Raw genomic sequence first — 13,733 nt, forward strand, 5'->3', positions numbered from 1 at the left:
CTTAGCCCACCATCAACGCGGCCTGGGCGAAGAGATGCGTACAGAGATCGCTAAGCTGTACGATCATCCACTTCCCACAGACGGCGAGCACGATCAGCGTAACGATAAGCCGTGGCAGGAAGCTAAGCGTCTGTTCGTTAATCTGGGTCACGGCCTGGAAGATACTGACGCACAGGCCCACTAACAGGCTGGGAACCACCAGCACCGAGACCAGCATAATTACGATCTTAATGCCGCTGGCGACGAGATCGGCGGCGGTATCGACGGTCAGCATGACGGTACCTCGCTCATTATCCTAGCCCCAGCCCGCGAATGCTGTCCGTCAGCGTGCCAACGGTGAGCGACCAGCCGTCAATCAGCACGAAAACCATGAGCTTGAACGGCAGAGAGACGATCAGCGGTGAAAGCATCATCATCCCCATCGCCATCAGTACGCTGGCAACAATCAGATCGATCACCAGAAAAGGGATGTAGATCATAAAGCCGATCTGAAACGCGGTTTTCAGCTCGCTGAGCATATAGGCCGGTACAACGATTAACAGATCCTGCTGCGCCGCGTCGCCCTTAGCGTTAGCAATAGTCATGATCTGCGCCATCGCCTTTTTACTGGTTTGCGCCAGCATAAAGCGCTTAAGCGGCACGCTGGCGGTCTCCAGCGCCTGGGGTAGCGTTATCTCATCCTGCTCAAAGGGCACAACCGCACGCTCATAGATAGTCAGCCAGATGGGGCGCATCACCAGCAGGGTTAATGTCAGCGCAATGCCGATAAGAATACGGTTTGGCGGCGTCTGCTGGAGCCCCAGCGCTTGACGCAGCAGCGAGAGCACGATGATAAATCGCGTGAAGCAGGTCATCATCAGGAGCAGGGTAGGCAGCAGGCCCACCAGCGTCATGAGAATGAGGATCTGGATCTTGACGCTGTACTCCTGCGTATCGCCGTGGTTGACGACGTGGAACAGCGAGATATCGCCCCCCTGCGCCAGAACGGCAGGGGAGACGAGCAGCAGCGTGCTTGCGGCTAGCAGGCAGAGCAGACGTGTCATGATGTCAGTTCGTTAATGTCGCGGGTGTTAAACTCAATGACCCGCAGACCATATTTTTCATTGACCACCACCACTTCGGCCTTACCCAGCAGGATATTGTTTACCTTAATATCCAGCGGCTCTCCCGCGAGCTTATTGAGTTCAATGACCGTGTCGTCGTCAATATTCAGCAGATCGGCAAGCATCACCTCAACCGAGGAGACCTCCAGCGTTAGCGTGACGGGAATGCGTTTGAGCAGCGCCATTGAGGCAGCTAACGCTGGCGCGTTCTGGGTGGGTGCGGAGTCAGCCGGGGCGTCACTCGCACTGGCTAATTCAAAGCCCTGGTCAAGGGGATCGGTATGATTATTCATAAGACGTCTCAGAAACAGTAGGCGTAATATCAGACAGATAGAGTCTGTCGTTCTCTTCAACAATCAGCGCGTGAAACAGCGGCGATTGCCCGATAAAGACCGGGAAGGTCTCGGGTAACGTAAGCGGGAAAATATCTCCGGGTCGGATGGCGGTCAGCGACGCAACGTCCATATTTAACCCGGCGATTTTGACATTCAGGCTCAGGGGTAGCGTCTCGATCAGTTTGGCTACGACGGCGCGGTCTCTTTTTTTACGGTCAAGGTCGCTGGCGTCGGTCTGAGGCCGATCTCTCTGGCGCAGCATATTCAGAAAACAGTCGGTATGGGCGTTGTCCAACAAGATGTAAAAGCTACTGTCTGCATCGTCGCCCAGCGTAAAGGTAATTTGATAAGCCCACTGGCTAATAATGGTGCTGTTATCTGTTTTTACGCGTAGCGGTAATCCCCACGTCTCCTGATGAAAAAGAATATGGCAGAGATCCAGCGCCAGCCGGGTGCGAAGACGTGCTTCGGTTTTTGTTGGCAACCGTCCGGCGTGGCTATGCGCATTTTCGTTGCTTTCAAGGCCGTAAAAATTATTGAGAATGGTTAACAGAAGCGGGCGATCTATATCAAAAGCCAAATGACCTCTATCCGATACCAGCAGGTCAGCATTTTTATTTTTAATATCAGCCGTACACGCTATTTTTTTTAATGACAAGCTCGAGCGGTGCTTTTTCAGAAAGTAGTTGCCCACGCGTGCTTCCAGAATGTCAAATTTGCTCGTAAACAGGCTTGGTAAGCGATGGTATGGGCGGCCAAGGCGGTGGCTATCAAGATAAGCTATTCCAGCGGTTTGGCTGTACTTCAACATGGGACATGTTCTCTGTCGTGAATACCGAATGACCGGGCAAGCCGCTTTGCTGTCTAAAGCGTTAAGTCAGGCAAAAAAAAGTCATTTCTATTTAAGTGATGCGCTAAGATTGCCGCTATCCATTTACGTGGTGGCATAATCCTTAGCGCAAAGTAAAGGCGCCGTTATTTAAGCGAAGATGGTTGCATCATACAATAGATGTTTTGTGGATAATTATTATTAAATGTTTATTTTAAATTTAGATGTTTTTAATAGTTTTTTGATGTTCGCTAACATCTAACATAACATTATGATTATTATGCGTTAATTGTTTTTAATTCATTTATTAGCAAATAAACTTAAGTGACGTGATAGATTCGCATGCAGTGACATACGTAAATGCGAGAAACCCATGCCGACCTTTATTGCTCAGGCGCCTGCCAGCATTAAAACATTTTCCTTAGCCAGGCGCGTTGCCCGCTTTAATATCCCCGTACTGATCCTGGGTGAAACAGGCGCAGGAAAAGAGTGCGTCGCTCAATATATTCACGCGATGGCGTTTGGCGACAATAGCGCTGCACCCTTTATCGGTATCAACTGTGCCGCCATTCCAGAGTCGATGCTGGAATCAACGCTTTTTGGCTATGAAAAAGGCGCCTTTACCGGGGCGGTGAACGCCGTGGCAGGAAAGTTTGAGATGGCAAATAATGGCACGCTGCTGCTGGATGAAATTGGTGATATGACGCTGGCACTGCAGGCAAAGCTGCTTCGCGTATTGCAGGAGCGTCAGGTCGAGCGCCTTGGTAGCCACCGAGCCATTAAACTCAATTTCCGCCTGATCGCCAGCACCAATAAAAACCTTGAGGCAGAGGTAGCCGCAGGGCGTTTTCGCGAGGATCTTTTCTATCGCGTTTCCGTTGTGCCTATTACCGTGCCGGCTTTACGCGAGCGGCCTGAGGATATTTTGCCGCTGGCGGAGTCCTTTATAAAAAAATATGCCCACACGATCGGCAAAAATATCAGCCTGTCGGAAACCGCAAAGGCAGCGCTAATGAAATATCCCTGGCCCGGCAACGTGCGCCAGCTCGAAAACGTCATGCAGCGCGGCATGATTTTAAACCAGGACGGCGTTATCCAGGCCAGCGCGCTGGGACTCCCCTTTGCACCGAGTATAGAAAGCGTGGACTGTCCCACGGCATCCAGCCTGCGACAGCCTGGCAGCGCCAGCCGGGACGATTTACAGCGCCATGGGCGCGTCGCGCAGTATCACTATATTGCCGATCTGATGCGCAAATACCAGGGCAACCGCACACAAATTGCCGACTGCTTAGGTATTACACCGCGCGCGCTACGCTATCGGCTCGCCTCAATGCGCAAGCATGGCATAGAGATAAGCTTCTGATTTTATAAGATCCTTTTTAGATAATGAGTACGCCATGAAAACCATTGGTAATTCTTCCCTGTTCCTCATGCAGCAGGAGATGAGCGGAATGAGCCGCCTTGCCGCTGCGTCACCGCTTTCCGCGCAAACTATTAGCAGCCGTGCGACGGAGGGCGAGCATCCCTCTGGTGTGAGCTTTCACCAGGTGATGCGTGATGCGCTCGACCGTGTAGATAGCCTGCAGCAGGCCGCCAGCGCCCAGCAGAACGCGGTCAGCAGCGGGCAGAGTGACGATCTGGTGGGGGCCATGTTGGCCAGCCAGCAGGCGTCCCTGTCGTTTTCGGCGCTTGTTCAGGTCAGAAATAAAGTGGCGAGCGGCGTTAACGATCTGATGAACATGTCCATATAACGATGAAAAAGAAACTGTTTGCCTCTGCGAACGCGGCGTTTGCTGCGCTCTCTTCCCTGCTGCCGGGAAACCGAAAATGGTTTGCGCTGGCGGGCGGTGCGCTACTGCTTACCGCCGCTATTGTCGGCAGCCTGTGGCACAGCAACGGCGGCTATACCGCGCTGTTCGGCTCGCAGGAGGATCTGCCCATTTCACAGGTTATCACCGTGCTGGACGGTGAAAAGATCGCCTACCGTATTGACCCCAGCAGCGGACAGATTCTGGTTCCGCAGGCGCAGCTCTCCGGCATTCGTATGACGCTGGCGGCAAAAGGCGTCCAGGCGATAAGCCCGGCAGGCTATGAGCTGATGGATAAAGACGAGGTGCTCGGCAGCAGCCAGTTTGTGCAAAACATTCGCTACAAGCGCAGCCTGGAGGGCGAAATGGCGCAGAGCATCATGTCGCTGGACGCCGTTGAAACGGCGCGGGTGCATCTGGCGCTCGAGGAAGAGAGCGCGTTTGTGGTTAGCGACAAACCGCAAAACAGCGCCTCGGTGATGGTGCGTCTGCACTATGGCAGCCAATTAAGCCGGGAGCAGGTTAATGCCATTATCCATCTGGTGAGCGGCAGCGTGCCGGGGCTGCCGCCTGCCCAGGTCAGCATCGTTGACCAGGCGGGAAATCTGCTTTCGGAAGGGGTGGTGGATGGTACCAACCCTCTGGCCGGGACCCATAAAGCGAATGTGCTACTCAGCGACATTCAGAATAAGACCCGTGCCAGCCTGGCCAACGTGCTGACCACGCTGGTGGGGAAAGACAATTTTCGCATTAGCGTCATGCCTGAGCTGGATCTTAGCCTCGTTGAGGAGACACGTGAGCGGCTTGGCGATACGCCCAAGGTTAACCGGGAGCAAAGCACAGAGGATAAAAGCAGTGAGCGTCTGGCGGTCGGCATTCCCGGCTCGCTCAGCAACCGGCCACCGGAGGCTACGCCTGCGCAGGCCCCTGAGGCCGGGGCGCAGAAGACGCCCGATACGCTCTCTGCGCGTACGGAGAGCCAGCGGGACTACAGCTATGACCGGACCGTTGAGCATATTCAACACCCAGGCTTTGAGCTGAAACGTCTGAACGTTGCCGTCGTGCTGAATCAGGACGCCACCGCTGTTAAGGCGTGGAAAGCAGAGCAGACGGCACAGGTGACGGCCATGCTGAACAACGCCGCCGGTATTGATGAGCGCCGAGGCGACAAGCTGTCACTTTCGCTGATGCAATTTGTGCCGGAAGAGAAGATCGTGCCGCCGCCGGTGAAGTGGTGGCAGAACGATGACATTCTGGCGTGGTGCCGCCTCGGCGGTATCGGCCTGCTCCTGCTGCTGGTTCTGCTGCTCGTCGTACGTCCGCTCGTCAAACACCTTATCGCCACGCGTAAAGCACACGCAGCAATGGCAGGTGCCGCGGAACGTAGTGAATCCTCACTTCCCGCGACGCTGGATGATGAGGAGCGCAGGGGCATAGAGCTACCCTCGTTCTCTGGCGATGATGCGCTACCTGCCCAGAGCTCTGGTCTTGAAACCAAGCTGGAGTTCCTTAAAAAACTGGCGATTAGCGATACCGATCGCGTCGCCGACGTGATCAGACAGTGGATTACCAGCAATGAGCGAATTGACAGTAAATAAGAGTCCAGGCAGCGCCAGCTATCTTGAGCAGGCGGCCATCCTGCTGCTGTGTCTTGGCGAAGAGGCGGCGGCAACGGTGATGCAAAAGCTAAGCCGTGAAGAGGTCGTGCGCCTGAGTGAATATATGGCACGCCTCTCCGGAGTGAAAACCAGCCAGGCGAGAAAGGTGATCAACAACTTCTTTGACGAGTTTCGTGAGCAGAGCGGGATCAACGGCGCATCGCGCGTGATGCTGCAGGGGATCCTCAATAAGGCGCTTGGCGGGGAGATTGCCAGCAGCGTCATCAACGGCATCTATGGCGATGAGATCCGCTCACGCATGGCGCGACTGCAGTGGGTCGATCCCCGTCAGCTGGCGGCGCTGATCGCCGAGGAGCATCTGCAGCTGCAGGCCGTTTTCCTGGCTTTTTTAACCCCGGAGATCGCCGCCACGGTGCTGACCTATATGAACGATGCCGTGCAGGATGAAATTCTCTACCGTATTGCCAGGCTTAACGACGTGAACCGTGACGTGGTTGACGAGCTGGATCGCCTGATTGAGCGAGGCCTGTCGGTACTCTCCGAACACGGTTCGAAAGTGAAAGGCATTAAGCAGGCGGCGGATATCGTTAACCGCTTTCAGGGCAACCAGCAGCAGATCCTCGATCGGCTGCGCGAGCTGGATGCCAGCGTGCTGGACCAGCTTCAGGATGAGATGTACGACTTCTTTATTCTGAGTCGCCAGAGCGAAGAGGTGCGTCGCCGCCTGCTCGACGAGATCCCGATGGAGGAGTGGGCCGTGGCATTGAAGGGCACCGAGCCGCCGCTGCGGCGAGCCATTTTTGCGGTGATGCCGAAACGTCAAGCGCAGCAGCTGGAAACCATCACCGCGCGCCTCGGACCGGTTCCCATAAGCCGCATTGAGCAGGTCCGCCGTGAAATCATGGCCGTCGCTCGAGAGCTGGAGGAGGCGGGTGAGATCCAGCTTCAGCTTTTCGCCGAGCAGACGGCGGAGTAGGGGAGAAAACGCGATGCAGACACTACGAGGCCGCTACCGGGTACACCGTTTTCCACCGAGGCACGCCGCGCTGACGGACAAAAACGCAGGGAGCGCCGATTTTCAGCGCCAGCTTATGGATGGCTACCAGCAGGGCCTGCAGAAAGGATTCGCGGAGGGCATCAGCGAAGGGCAGGAGACCGGCTTTCAGGAGGGGCAGGCCAAAGGCCAGGCGGAGGGCTACCGGCAAGGCTATGCCGAGGGCAGTCTGGCCGGGCAGCAGGCTGGGCAGGTGCAGTTCACTCAGGCCGCGCAGCCGCTGGAGGCCATCGCCGACAGGCTCAACGACTATTTTGCCCACGTGCAGCGCAAGCAGCGTGAAGATCTACTTCAGCTGGTAGAGAAAGTGACCCGTCAAGTGATCCGCTGCGAGCTGGCATTGCAGCCTACCCAACTGCTGGCGCTGGTGGAGGAGGCAATTGCCGCTCTGCCCAGCGTACCGGATCCACTCAAGGTGTGCCTGAGCGTAGAAGAGTTTAACCGCATTCAGAGCGTGGCCCCGGAGAAGGTGGCTGCATGGGGGCTGGTGGCCTCGGCGGATCTCTCTACCGGTGAGTGCCGGATCGTGACCGAGGCGTCCGAGCTGGATATTGGCTGCGAGCACCGTCTGGAGCAGTGCATGACGGTTCTCAAAGAGACGCTGGCCCCGGATGAGACAGATGAACAATCCACTCCCCTTTGACGATGCGCTGCGCTCCATTGAGTCGATCGCATTTGCCCGCGTGGCGGGCAGACTGGTGCGGATGAACGGTGTGTTACTGGAAAGCGTGGGTTGCCAGCTGGCAACGGGTCAGCTCTGCCGCATCGAAAGCGCGGAGTGCGGCTTTATTGATGCTCAGGCGGTAGGCTTCAACCGCGAGGTGACCTATTTGATGCCGTTTAAACAGCCAGCAGGGCTGATGGCCGGTGCGCGCGTCTTTCCGCAGGAGAAAGCTCGCCACCTGCTGATAGGCGAAAGCTGGCTGGGCCGGGTGGTTAACGGATTGGGTGAGCCGATTGATGGCAAAGGCAGGCTGGGTGGCACGCAGGTGCTACCTTCCGTTGCGCCATCGGTAAATCCGTTGACCCGTCGTCCCGTCGACGAACCGCTGGATGTGGGCGTGAAGGCGATCAACGGCGTGCTGACCATCGGCAAGGGCCAGCGGGTCGGCCTGATGGCGGGCAGCGGGGTAGGCAAGAGCGTCTTGCTTGGAATGATCACCCGCCAGACCCGCGCGCAGGTGGTGGTGGTGGGGCTGATTGGTGAACGGGGCCGTGAGGTCAAAGAGTTTATCGATCGGTCGTTGGGCCATGAAGGCCTGGCAAAGTCCGTCGTCGTCGTTGCACCGGCGGATGAGTCGCCGCTGATGCGCCTGAAGGCGACCGAGCTATGCCATACGCTTGCCGCCTGGTTTCGTGACCAGGGTTTCGACGTGCTGTTGCTGGTGGATTCGTTAACCCGCTACGCCATGGCCCAGCGCGAAATCGCCCTGTCGTTGGGCGAGCCGCCAGCTACCAAAGGCTATCCCCCCTCGGCGTTTGGCATGATCCCCCGGCTGGTAGAGAGCGCGGGCAACAGCGACAGCAGCGGATCCATGACCGCCATCTACACCGTGCTGGCCGAGGGCGACGATCAGCAGGATCCTATCGTGGACTGTGCGCGGGCGGTGCTGGACGGTCATATTGTCCTGACCCGCAGGCTTGCCGAGGCCGGACACTATCCGGCCATTGATATTGGTCAATCCATCAGCCGCTGTATGACGCACATCATCCCTGGCTGGCATCAGCAGGCCGTGAGCCAGCTCAAGCGGCACTACGCTGCCTATATGGAGATCAGACCGCTTATCCCGCTCGGCGGCTACGTCGAGGGCGCCGATCCGCAGGTTGATAAAGCCGTGAAATGCTTTCCGGCCATTGAGCGTTTTCTACGCCAGCAGGTTGATGAACCCGCTGAGCTGGCGCAGGTACAGACGCAACTCGCTGCGCTGTTTCCCTCTCCGCAGGCCACAAAAGGTAAACCATGAAGCAGACCATCCACACCCTTGTTCAGCTTCAGCGCCTACGCGATAGCGCGGTAAAAAGCACAACGGTGGCGCTGGCCCGGCAGCGGCAGGTCGCTACCCGGTACGAGAACAATATCAAAGCCCTGGGGCAGCTGGTGCAGAAGACCCGCACCGAAGAGCTACCCCATTTTTGCGCCCAGACGCTGAGCAATATTGCGGGCTATAAAGGCAGCCTGCTGCGCGTCGTGAAGTGGCAGGAGCAGGAGAAAGCGTTAGCGGAGATGAAAACGCAGCAGATACAAAAAAACCTGATGCAGGCCGCCTGTCAGGAGAAGATTGTGGCGCTGACCCTCGATACCCGGCGGGAGACGTTCGCCAGCGAGCAGGCCAGCCGCGAGCAAAAAACGGTAGATGACGTTGCGTCTCAACGCTGGCTGCGAACCCAGCGTCTGGAGGAGTAGAGTAATGACAACGGTGATCACCTTTGGCACGTTTGACCTTTTCCACGTGGGCCATCTAAATATTCTCAATCGCGCCCGCAGCCTTGGCGATCGCCTGGTTGTGGGCATCTCCTCGGATAAACTCAACGCCGTTAAAAAAGGTCGTCTTCCGCTCAATTCGCAAGCGGACCGCATGAAAATCATTCAAAACCTTAGGTGCGTGGATTCGGTTTTTCTGGAAGAGTCGCTGGCGCTAAAGGCGGAGTATATCGCGCGCTATGGCGCGGATATTCTGGTGATGGGCGATGACTGGCAGGGCCGATTTGATCATCTCTCGTCGCTATGTCGAGTGGTCTACTTTCCCCGCACGCCTTCGGTCTCCACCACCGCCCTTATCGAAACTATTGCCGGGCAGAATGCGCTGCCCGACCTGGCTTAAAACAGCTTGCTCTGTAAGCTATGCAACAGCGTATTCGACTCGGCGTCCGCCGGGTTGTCCAGCGCTCGCATAATCAGCTCCGCCGCCCGTTTACCGGCAAAGCCATCCTGAAACGCATCGCAGTAGTGATGACGCACCCTGTTCATCTCCTCCTCTATGGGCTGCCAGTCGTAATCCGCCGCCAGGCAGTGGCGTAGCTGCGCCATATCCCGCACCACCGGAAGCGTGCCGCGTAGCTGCTGCTCCGGGCTGGAGGGATTGCTGAAGGTCCTGTTGTTCTCCAGCAGCACCGACATGCCTTCCCAATCGAGCAGGATCGTCCGTTTACCGGCGTGAATCGCATCGAAGATAAACCCGCTGTTGTCGGTCAGGACGTAGTCGGCCTGATGCAGCAGCGGTAGCGACATATCGTGACGGGTGACGCACATTTTAAAATGACGCCGGACTTCGGCTAGCATGGCGGCCTCTTCCGGACGATGCTGTGTACCGTGGTGCAGCTTGATAATCAGGTTGTACTCCCGACTGAGTCGCGACAGCGACGCGGCCCAGCGGGGAATCGAGCTGAGATCGCCAAAGGTTGGGGCATAGAGCAGCGTTGGTTTTTTCGTATCCAGCTTAAGCGTTGCCAGCGATGCAAGATCCACCTGCTGGCGATGCCACTTATCAAAACGTGGATTGCCTACTATCGTCGCGTTGCCGTTGATATTCAGCGCCTGCTGGCTGTAGTGGCTGTAGCAGAGAATATGGTGATAAAAAGTATTCCACCAGGCATGGTTCCACGAGGTTTTTGCCAGCCCGTACATGGCGCGGATCTGAACCCGACCCAGGCCGTTGAGCGCGGGCGTATAGTAGGGACTCACTAAACAGCCGTAGCGCTGCTTACGGTTTTGCGCCTCGCTGAGACGTGAGCCGCTCAGCCTGGGATCGTTGATGTCTGCCAGCAGCTGGCTCATCTCCCTCAGCAGCGCTTTCGGTACGGCGTCGCTAATTAACAGATCGCAGCGGTAGCCCGCCTCCAGCAGCCAGTGCAGTATTGGCTGATAGAGCTGGTAGTGAAAAGCGGTCTCAAGATAGAACCCTACTGTATTAGCGAACTGGTTAGCCACCGGCTGCTGTGCCTGCCGCCGCCGCTCTTGCGTATGGCTCACGATCATTTTGTTGAAATAGAAGCGGATGTGGTCGGTCTCCAGCTGCTCAATATCGCTGAAGCCTGGACGCTGATAGCTAATGCACGGGTAGAAGGCGAGCCATTTCCCCTGCTTTTGCATCAAGCGCCAGCGCGACTCTAGCAGGCTAGCTGGATCGCTCTGCATCTGTTGGATCAGGGCCGGATAGCTGCCCGCATTGACCAGATAGGCACACGCTTTTTCACAATCGACGGCGTGGATTAGCCCCGGCAGGCTCTTCAGTGGCTGGCCGGTGGTGACCCGCGCACCGAGGAGCACCACTTCCCAGGGAAGATGATCTAGCGCGGCGAGCAGCCGGTTCAGCGCGGAAACGTGCTTCGCCTGAGTGAGCAGCAGGGCGTCATCCTCCAGCACCAGACAGTTGCGCCAGCCCTGCTGCTGGGCCAGCGTCAGCGCCTGAAGATGGGAGAGCGTGCGGCCCAGCGCGCCGTTCTCATGCTCGCAGCCGCTTACCCGAATAACGCGCTCTTCCGGCACCCCCAGCTGGCGGAGCGTCTCCTGCATCTGCTGCCACCTGTCGGCGCGTCTGTCGAGGTTGATGACCAGCACTTTTTCCACGTGCTGCCACTGAATGGGCTGCCGGTCGGTGCTGTTATGCAGGCGCTGATACCAGGCGAGCAGAGTGGGATCGCGCACGATATCGGTCAAAGAGAGGGCGGTGGGTTCACAGCTGCCGAGCACGAAGTCTTTATCAAAGGTGTTATCGCTGTGGGAGACGCAAAGAATAGTGCGCTCGCCGGGCAGCTGCAGCGGCTTCACGCTGAAGTTATTGGTGAACGCCTGCTCTTCACCAAGCTGGCAGGCATCGTCGTAGCGGTGTTTTTTCAGATAGTTACGGTGATAGCAGAAGGTGCCGTTAAGGATATGCTGTTTGCCGAAAGCGCGGGTTTTAAACACCCGGTTTATATGGCTATACCAGACGGGGATCTGGTCGGAACCGGAGATCAGCGCCCCGTGCCGCTGCATCATCCCGATGGTGTAGGTAAGCTTATCGGCGGGATAGTAGTCATCATCGTCCATGCAGACGATATACTCACCCTTCGCCAGCGCGTTGAGCATATTGCGCTTTTTACCTAACGGTAGCCGTTCGGGATGGTGAATATAGCGAATGTTGTAGCGCGCCGGCTGGTTATCGGTCAGCGCATTAACGATCGCCAGGCTGCTGGTTGGCGAATCATCCAGCACGATCAGCTCCCGCCGCGCTGCCGGGTAATCCTGATAGCGAAACATATAGATCAGCCACGGCAAAAAGGCGGCACGCTGCCAGGTGGGTGTCACCACGCTAACAAAGGGTTTTTCCGGTTCGTAATGCGTCGTCATGGAGCAGGACAATCTCTTATCTGGTAGCCCGCGGAAAAAGCAGCGGAAGCTTTTTTTCCGCTGCGGAAATGCGGATTAGGGGTGATAGATAAAATGGGATTCGAGGCCCAAAAACGCCTGTACAAATGCATGCTGGCGGGTCAGCAGCTCACCGTTTTTCTCGTTGTAGCGTTTGCACTCCGTGACGCTCGTCGTCAGTTGCTGCCACGCCTGGCGGGCCGCCGCTTTCTGCACTGGCGGCAGCCAGCTAAAGACCTGCTGCACACCCACGCCATCGGCCGTGACGCCAAGCGAGAGCAGCGTCTCGCGGCGAAGACGGCCACTGCTGCTCAGCAGCGGGTAAAGACGATCGATGTCGGCGTTGACGGTAATCAGCGCATCGCTGGCGCGACGGATCATACATAAACGCTGCCTTTTCAACAGGTTATGCAGCTGCCGGTAGCGCTCGCTATCGGTGCGGATCCCGCGTAGCAGCAGCTTGACCTGCTCAAGTTTTTTGCTCACTACGCCCCCCGGGTCTGGAAGTAGTCCAGCATCGATGAGGCCAGCGCATCGGCGTCAATGGAAAACTGCGGGGATGCCAGCAGCGTCTGCATCTGGCTTACCTTTTCGATATCAACGTCAGGGGGCGTTTCATCAGCCAGGCTACGCTGCGCCGCCTGCACCCCCTGCTGGGTAACATCGTCGGCGCAGGGTGAGGGGGCTGGATCCGCTTTTGCCACCTCCGGCTGAGATGGCAAGCGCGCCGCCGCATCATGGGAGGCGAGCTGTCCGGGTAATACTCCAGGAGTAGTGATAGCCATAGGTTTCTCATTAGAGGACATTTCAACGGTTACGCGTTAAAAGCGACAGCGGAAAGCCAAAACTTAAGCGGCTGTAAAAAATTATTGTGCTTCAACGCTCACCCGCCCAGCACCGGTGACGATGGCATCAATCACCCGTTCGCTGCTGCTATTTTGTACCTTAATGCTCTCGTGCAGATGACCCTCCTTCAGCGCGACGCCGGCGGTTTGGGCGCGAATATCATCGGTCTCGGACGAAATCGTCACCGCCTGGCCACGCTTCACCAGCAGCGGCTGCTGCAGCTGCGTGCGCAGGATCGGTTTCCACGCACGCAGGTTCCGCTTTGCCGTCAATCCTGTTGCCTCCTCACGGCTCAGTAACGGCTCCCCGCGCAGATTACTGATGTTGAACTTCTTCATAACCAGCGCATCGGGGGTAAGCGTCTCCCCACGTTCAATCTCTCTGGCTGCCATTGCTATCGGCAGGTAGAGATCGGCCTTGACGGTGACCACAGCCTGCCACGACGCGCCGCTTCCGCATGCCACACGGTAATTTTGCCGGGCAAGATTTTTCTGCTGGAGCGGTGCGCTGCTCAGGCGCAGCGGCTGGCTACACGCGGGAAGAGCAGCGACGTTGCTGGGCATAAACACGTTGAGGGTGTAGCGGTAGTCGCGCCAGCCAGTGCGCTGTGCCAGCGCCGCAATCGCTTTTCCGGCCTCCTCAACCACCTTCGCGTTGATCTGTTGCCGAGCGGAGTTCTGGGGCGGATGAGCGGTGACGAGCGGAGGCGCAGCCAGCAGCAGGCTGACCAGGAAGCGGAAGCAGACTTTCCGCTTAGCAGAGTGCACTAACATAATTATATACCTTTCAATA

16 protein-coding genes are annotated in these 13,733 nt (G+C 57.1%); 8 read left to right on the plus strand and 8 right to left on the minus strand.

Going from position 1 to position 13,733, the window contains the following annotated elements; translation table 11 throughout:
• Position 1 precedes the first annotated feature (1 nt).
• The 4 genes from EV102420_RS11590 to EV102420_RS11605 are packed head-to-tail and all read right to left on the minus strand — an operon-like array spanning position 2 to position 2,249.
• Complete coding sequence (locus EV102420_RS11590) at positions 2-274, minus strand: flagellar biosynthetic protein FliQ (protein WP_042391845.1); 273 nt, start codon at positions 272-274, stop codon at positions 2-4.
• A 16-nt stretch (positions 275-290) separates the two neighbouring features.
• Entirely contained in the window at positions 291-1,043 is a 753-nt protein-coding gene (gene fliP, locus EV102420_RS11595) for a flagellar type III secretion system pore protein FliP (protein ID WP_042391848.1), read from the minus strand.
• Positions 1,040-1,396 carry a FliM/FliN family flagellar motor switch protein gene (locus EV102420_RS11600; RefSeq protein ID WP_042391851.1) on the minus strand — a complete coding sequence of 119 codons (357 nt, stop codon included), beginning with the start codon at positions 1,394-1,396 and terminating at the stop codon, positions 1,040-1,042. Before EV102420_RS11600 ends, fliP begins: the two co-directional genes overlap by 4 nt.
• Complete coding sequence (locus EV102420_RS11605; protein ID WP_042391853.1) at positions 1,389-2,249, minus strand: FliM/FliN family flagellar motor switch protein; 861 nt, start codon at positions 2,247-2,249, stop codon at positions 1,389-1,391. Before EV102420_RS11605 ends, EV102420_RS11600 begins: the two co-directional genes overlap by 8 nt.
• Positions 2,250-2,640: 391 nt before the next feature.
• On the opposite strand from EV102420_RS11605, the gene EV102420_RS11610 reads away from it, so the two are divergent.
• Genes EV102420_RS11610 through EV102420_RS11645 form a run of 8 tightly spaced genes read left to right on the plus strand, consistent with a single transcriptional unit; the run spans position 2,641 to position 9,570 of the window.
• Entirely contained in the window at positions 2,641-3,630 is a 990-nt protein-coding gene (locus tag EV102420_RS11610) for a sigma-54 interaction domain-containing protein (RefSeq protein WP_042391855.1), read from the plus strand.
• A 34-nt stretch (positions 3,631-3,664) separates the two neighbouring features.
• The gene (gene fliE / locus EV102420_RS11615; protein WP_042391858.1) at positions 3,665-4,018 is read left to right on the plus strand and encodes a flagellar hook-basal body complex protein FliE; all 354 of its coding nucleotides are present in this window, start codon (positions 3,665-3,667) and stop codon (positions 4,016-4,018) included.
• A 2-nt stretch (positions 4,019-4,020) separates the two neighbouring features.
• A complete protein-coding gene (gene fliF / locus EV102420_RS11620; protein ID WP_042391860.1) occupies positions 4,021-5,673 on the plus strand; it encodes a flagellar basal-body MS-ring/collar protein FliF in 1,653 nt (550 codons plus the stop codon).
• Positions 5,651-6,670 carry a flagellar motor switch protein FliG gene (locus EV102420_RS11625; protein WP_042391864.1) on the plus strand — a complete coding sequence of 340 codons (1,020 nt, stop codon included), beginning with the start codon at positions 5,651-5,653 and terminating at the stop codon, positions 6,668-6,670. Before fliF ends, EV102420_RS11625 begins: the two co-directional genes overlap by 23 nt.
• Positions 6,671-6,683: 13 nt before the next feature.
• Positions 6,684-7,391: a flagellar assembly protein FliH gene (fliH, locus tag EV102420_RS11630; RefSeq protein WP_042391866.1), complete on the plus strand. Its 708-nt coding sequence runs from the start codon at positions 6,684-6,686 to the stop codon at positions 7,389-7,391.
• Positions 7,369-8,712 carry a flagellar protein export ATPase FliI gene (gene fliI / locus EV102420_RS11635; protein ID WP_042391868.1) on the plus strand — a complete coding sequence of 448 codons (1,344 nt, stop codon included), beginning with the start codon at positions 7,369-7,371 and terminating at the stop codon, positions 8,710-8,712. Before fliH ends, fliI begins: the two co-directional genes overlap by 23 nt.
• A complete protein-coding gene (gene fliJ, locus EV102420_RS11640) occupies positions 8,709-9,152 on the plus strand; it encodes a flagellar export protein FliJ (RefSeq protein ID WP_042391870.1) in 444 nt (147 codons plus the stop codon). The genes fliI and fliJ overlap by 4 nt, the downstream gene beginning before the upstream one ends.
• 4 nt (positions 9,153-9,156) lie before the next feature.
• Positions 9,157-9,570, plus strand: coding sequence for an FAD synthase family protein (locus tag EV102420_RS11645; RefSeq protein ID WP_042391871.1), 414 nt, complete (start codon positions 9,157-9,159; stop codon positions 9,568-9,570).
• Here EV102420_RS11645 and EV102420_RS11650 read toward each other — a convergent pair.
• The 4 genes from EV102420_RS11650 to flgA all read right to left on the minus strand — a co-directional run bounded on the left by EV102420_RS11650 (position 9,567) and on the right by flgA (position 13,714).
• On the minus strand, positions 9,567-12,077 hold the full coding sequence (locus EV102420_RS11650) for a glycosyltransferase (RefSeq protein WP_042391873.1): 2,511 nt from the start codon (positions 12,075-12,077) through the stop codon (positions 9,567-9,569). The genes EV102420_RS11645 and EV102420_RS11650 overlap by 4 nt on opposite strands.
• A 75-nt stretch (positions 12,078-12,152) precedes the next feature.
• Positions 12,153-12,581: a flagellar protein FlgN gene (flgN, locus tag EV102420_RS11655; protein WP_042391875.1), complete on the minus strand. Its 429-nt coding sequence runs from the start codon at positions 12,579-12,581 to the stop codon at positions 12,153-12,155.
• Complete coding sequence (locus EV102420_RS11660) at positions 12,581-12,880, minus strand: flagellar biosynthesis anti-sigma factor FlgM (RefSeq protein ID WP_042391878.1); 300 nt, start codon at positions 12,878-12,880, stop codon at positions 12,581-12,583. Before EV102420_RS11660 ends, flgN begins: the two co-directional genes overlap by 1 nt.
• Positions 12,881-12,961: 81 nt before the next feature.
• Positions 12,962-13,714: a flagellar basal body P-ring formation chaperone FlgA gene (gene flgA / locus EV102420_RS11665; RefSeq protein ID WP_042391880.1), complete on the minus strand. Its 753-nt coding sequence runs from the start codon at positions 13,712-13,714 to the stop codon at positions 12,962-12,964.
• Positions 13,715-13,733 lie beyond the last annotated feature (19 nt).

This window comes from Pseudescherichia vulneris NBRC 102420, from assembly GCF_000759795.1.
In the GTDB taxonomy this organism is placed as follows: domain Bacteria; phylum Pseudomonadota; class Gammaproteobacteria; order Enterobacterales; family Enterobacteriaceae; genus Pseudescherichia; species Pseudescherichia vulneris.

Coding starts and splice junctions, on each gene's coding strand:
- EV102420_RS11590 (WP_042391845.1), bottom strand. CDS start 274: ATGCTGACCGTCGATACCGCCGCCGATCTCGTCGCCAGCGGCATTAAG.
- fliP (WP_042391848.1), bottom strand. CDS start 1,043: ATGACACGTCTGCTCTGCCTGCTAGCCGCAAGCACGCTGCTGCTCGTC.
- EV102420_RS11600 (WP_042391851.1), bottom strand. CDS start 1,396: ATGAATAATCATACCGATCCCCTTGACCAGGGCTTTGAATTAGCCAGT.
- EV102420_RS11605 (WP_042391853.1), bottom strand. CDS start 2,249: ATGTTGAAGTACAGCCAAACCGCTGGAATAGCTTATCTTGATAGCCAC.
- EV102420_RS11610 (WP_042391855.1), top strand. CDS start 2,641: ATGCCGACCTTTATTGCTCAGGCGCCTGCCAGCATTAAAACATTTTCC.
- fliE (WP_042391858.1), top strand. CDS start 3,665: ATGAAAACCATTGGTAATTCTTCCCTGTTCCTCATGCAGCAGGAGATG.
- fliF (WP_042391860.1), top strand. CDS start 4,021: ATGAAAAAGAAACTGTTTGCCTCTGCGAACGCGGCGTTTGCTGCGCTC.
- EV102420_RS11625 (WP_042391864.1), top strand. CDS start 5,651: ATGAGCGAATTGACAGTAAATAAGAGTCCAGGCAGCGCCAGCTATCTT.
- fliH (WP_042391866.1), top strand. CDS start 6,684: ATGCAGACACTACGAGGCCGCTACCGGGTACACCGTTTTCCACCGAGG.
- fliI (WP_042391868.1), top strand. CDS start 7,369: ATGAACAATCCACTCCCCTTTGACGATGCGCTGCGCTCCATTGAGTCG.
- fliJ (WP_042391870.1), top strand. CDS start 8,709: ATGAAGCAGACCATCCACACCCTTGTTCAGCTTCAGCGCCTACGCGAT.
- EV102420_RS11645 (WP_042391871.1), top strand. CDS start 9,157: ATGACAACGGTGATCACCTTTGGCACGTTTGACCTTTTCCACGTGGGC.
- EV102420_RS11650 (WP_042391873.1), bottom strand. CDS start 12,077: ATGACGACGCATTACGAACCGGAAAAACCCTTTGTTAGCGTGGTGACA.
- EV102420_RS11660 (WP_042391878.1), bottom strand. CDS start 12,880: ATGGCTATCACTACTCCTGGAGTATTACCCGGACAGCTCGCCTCCCAT.
- flgA (WP_042391880.1), bottom strand. CDS start 13,714: ATGTTAGTGCACTCTGCTAAGCGGAAAGTCTGCTTCCGCTTCCTGGTC.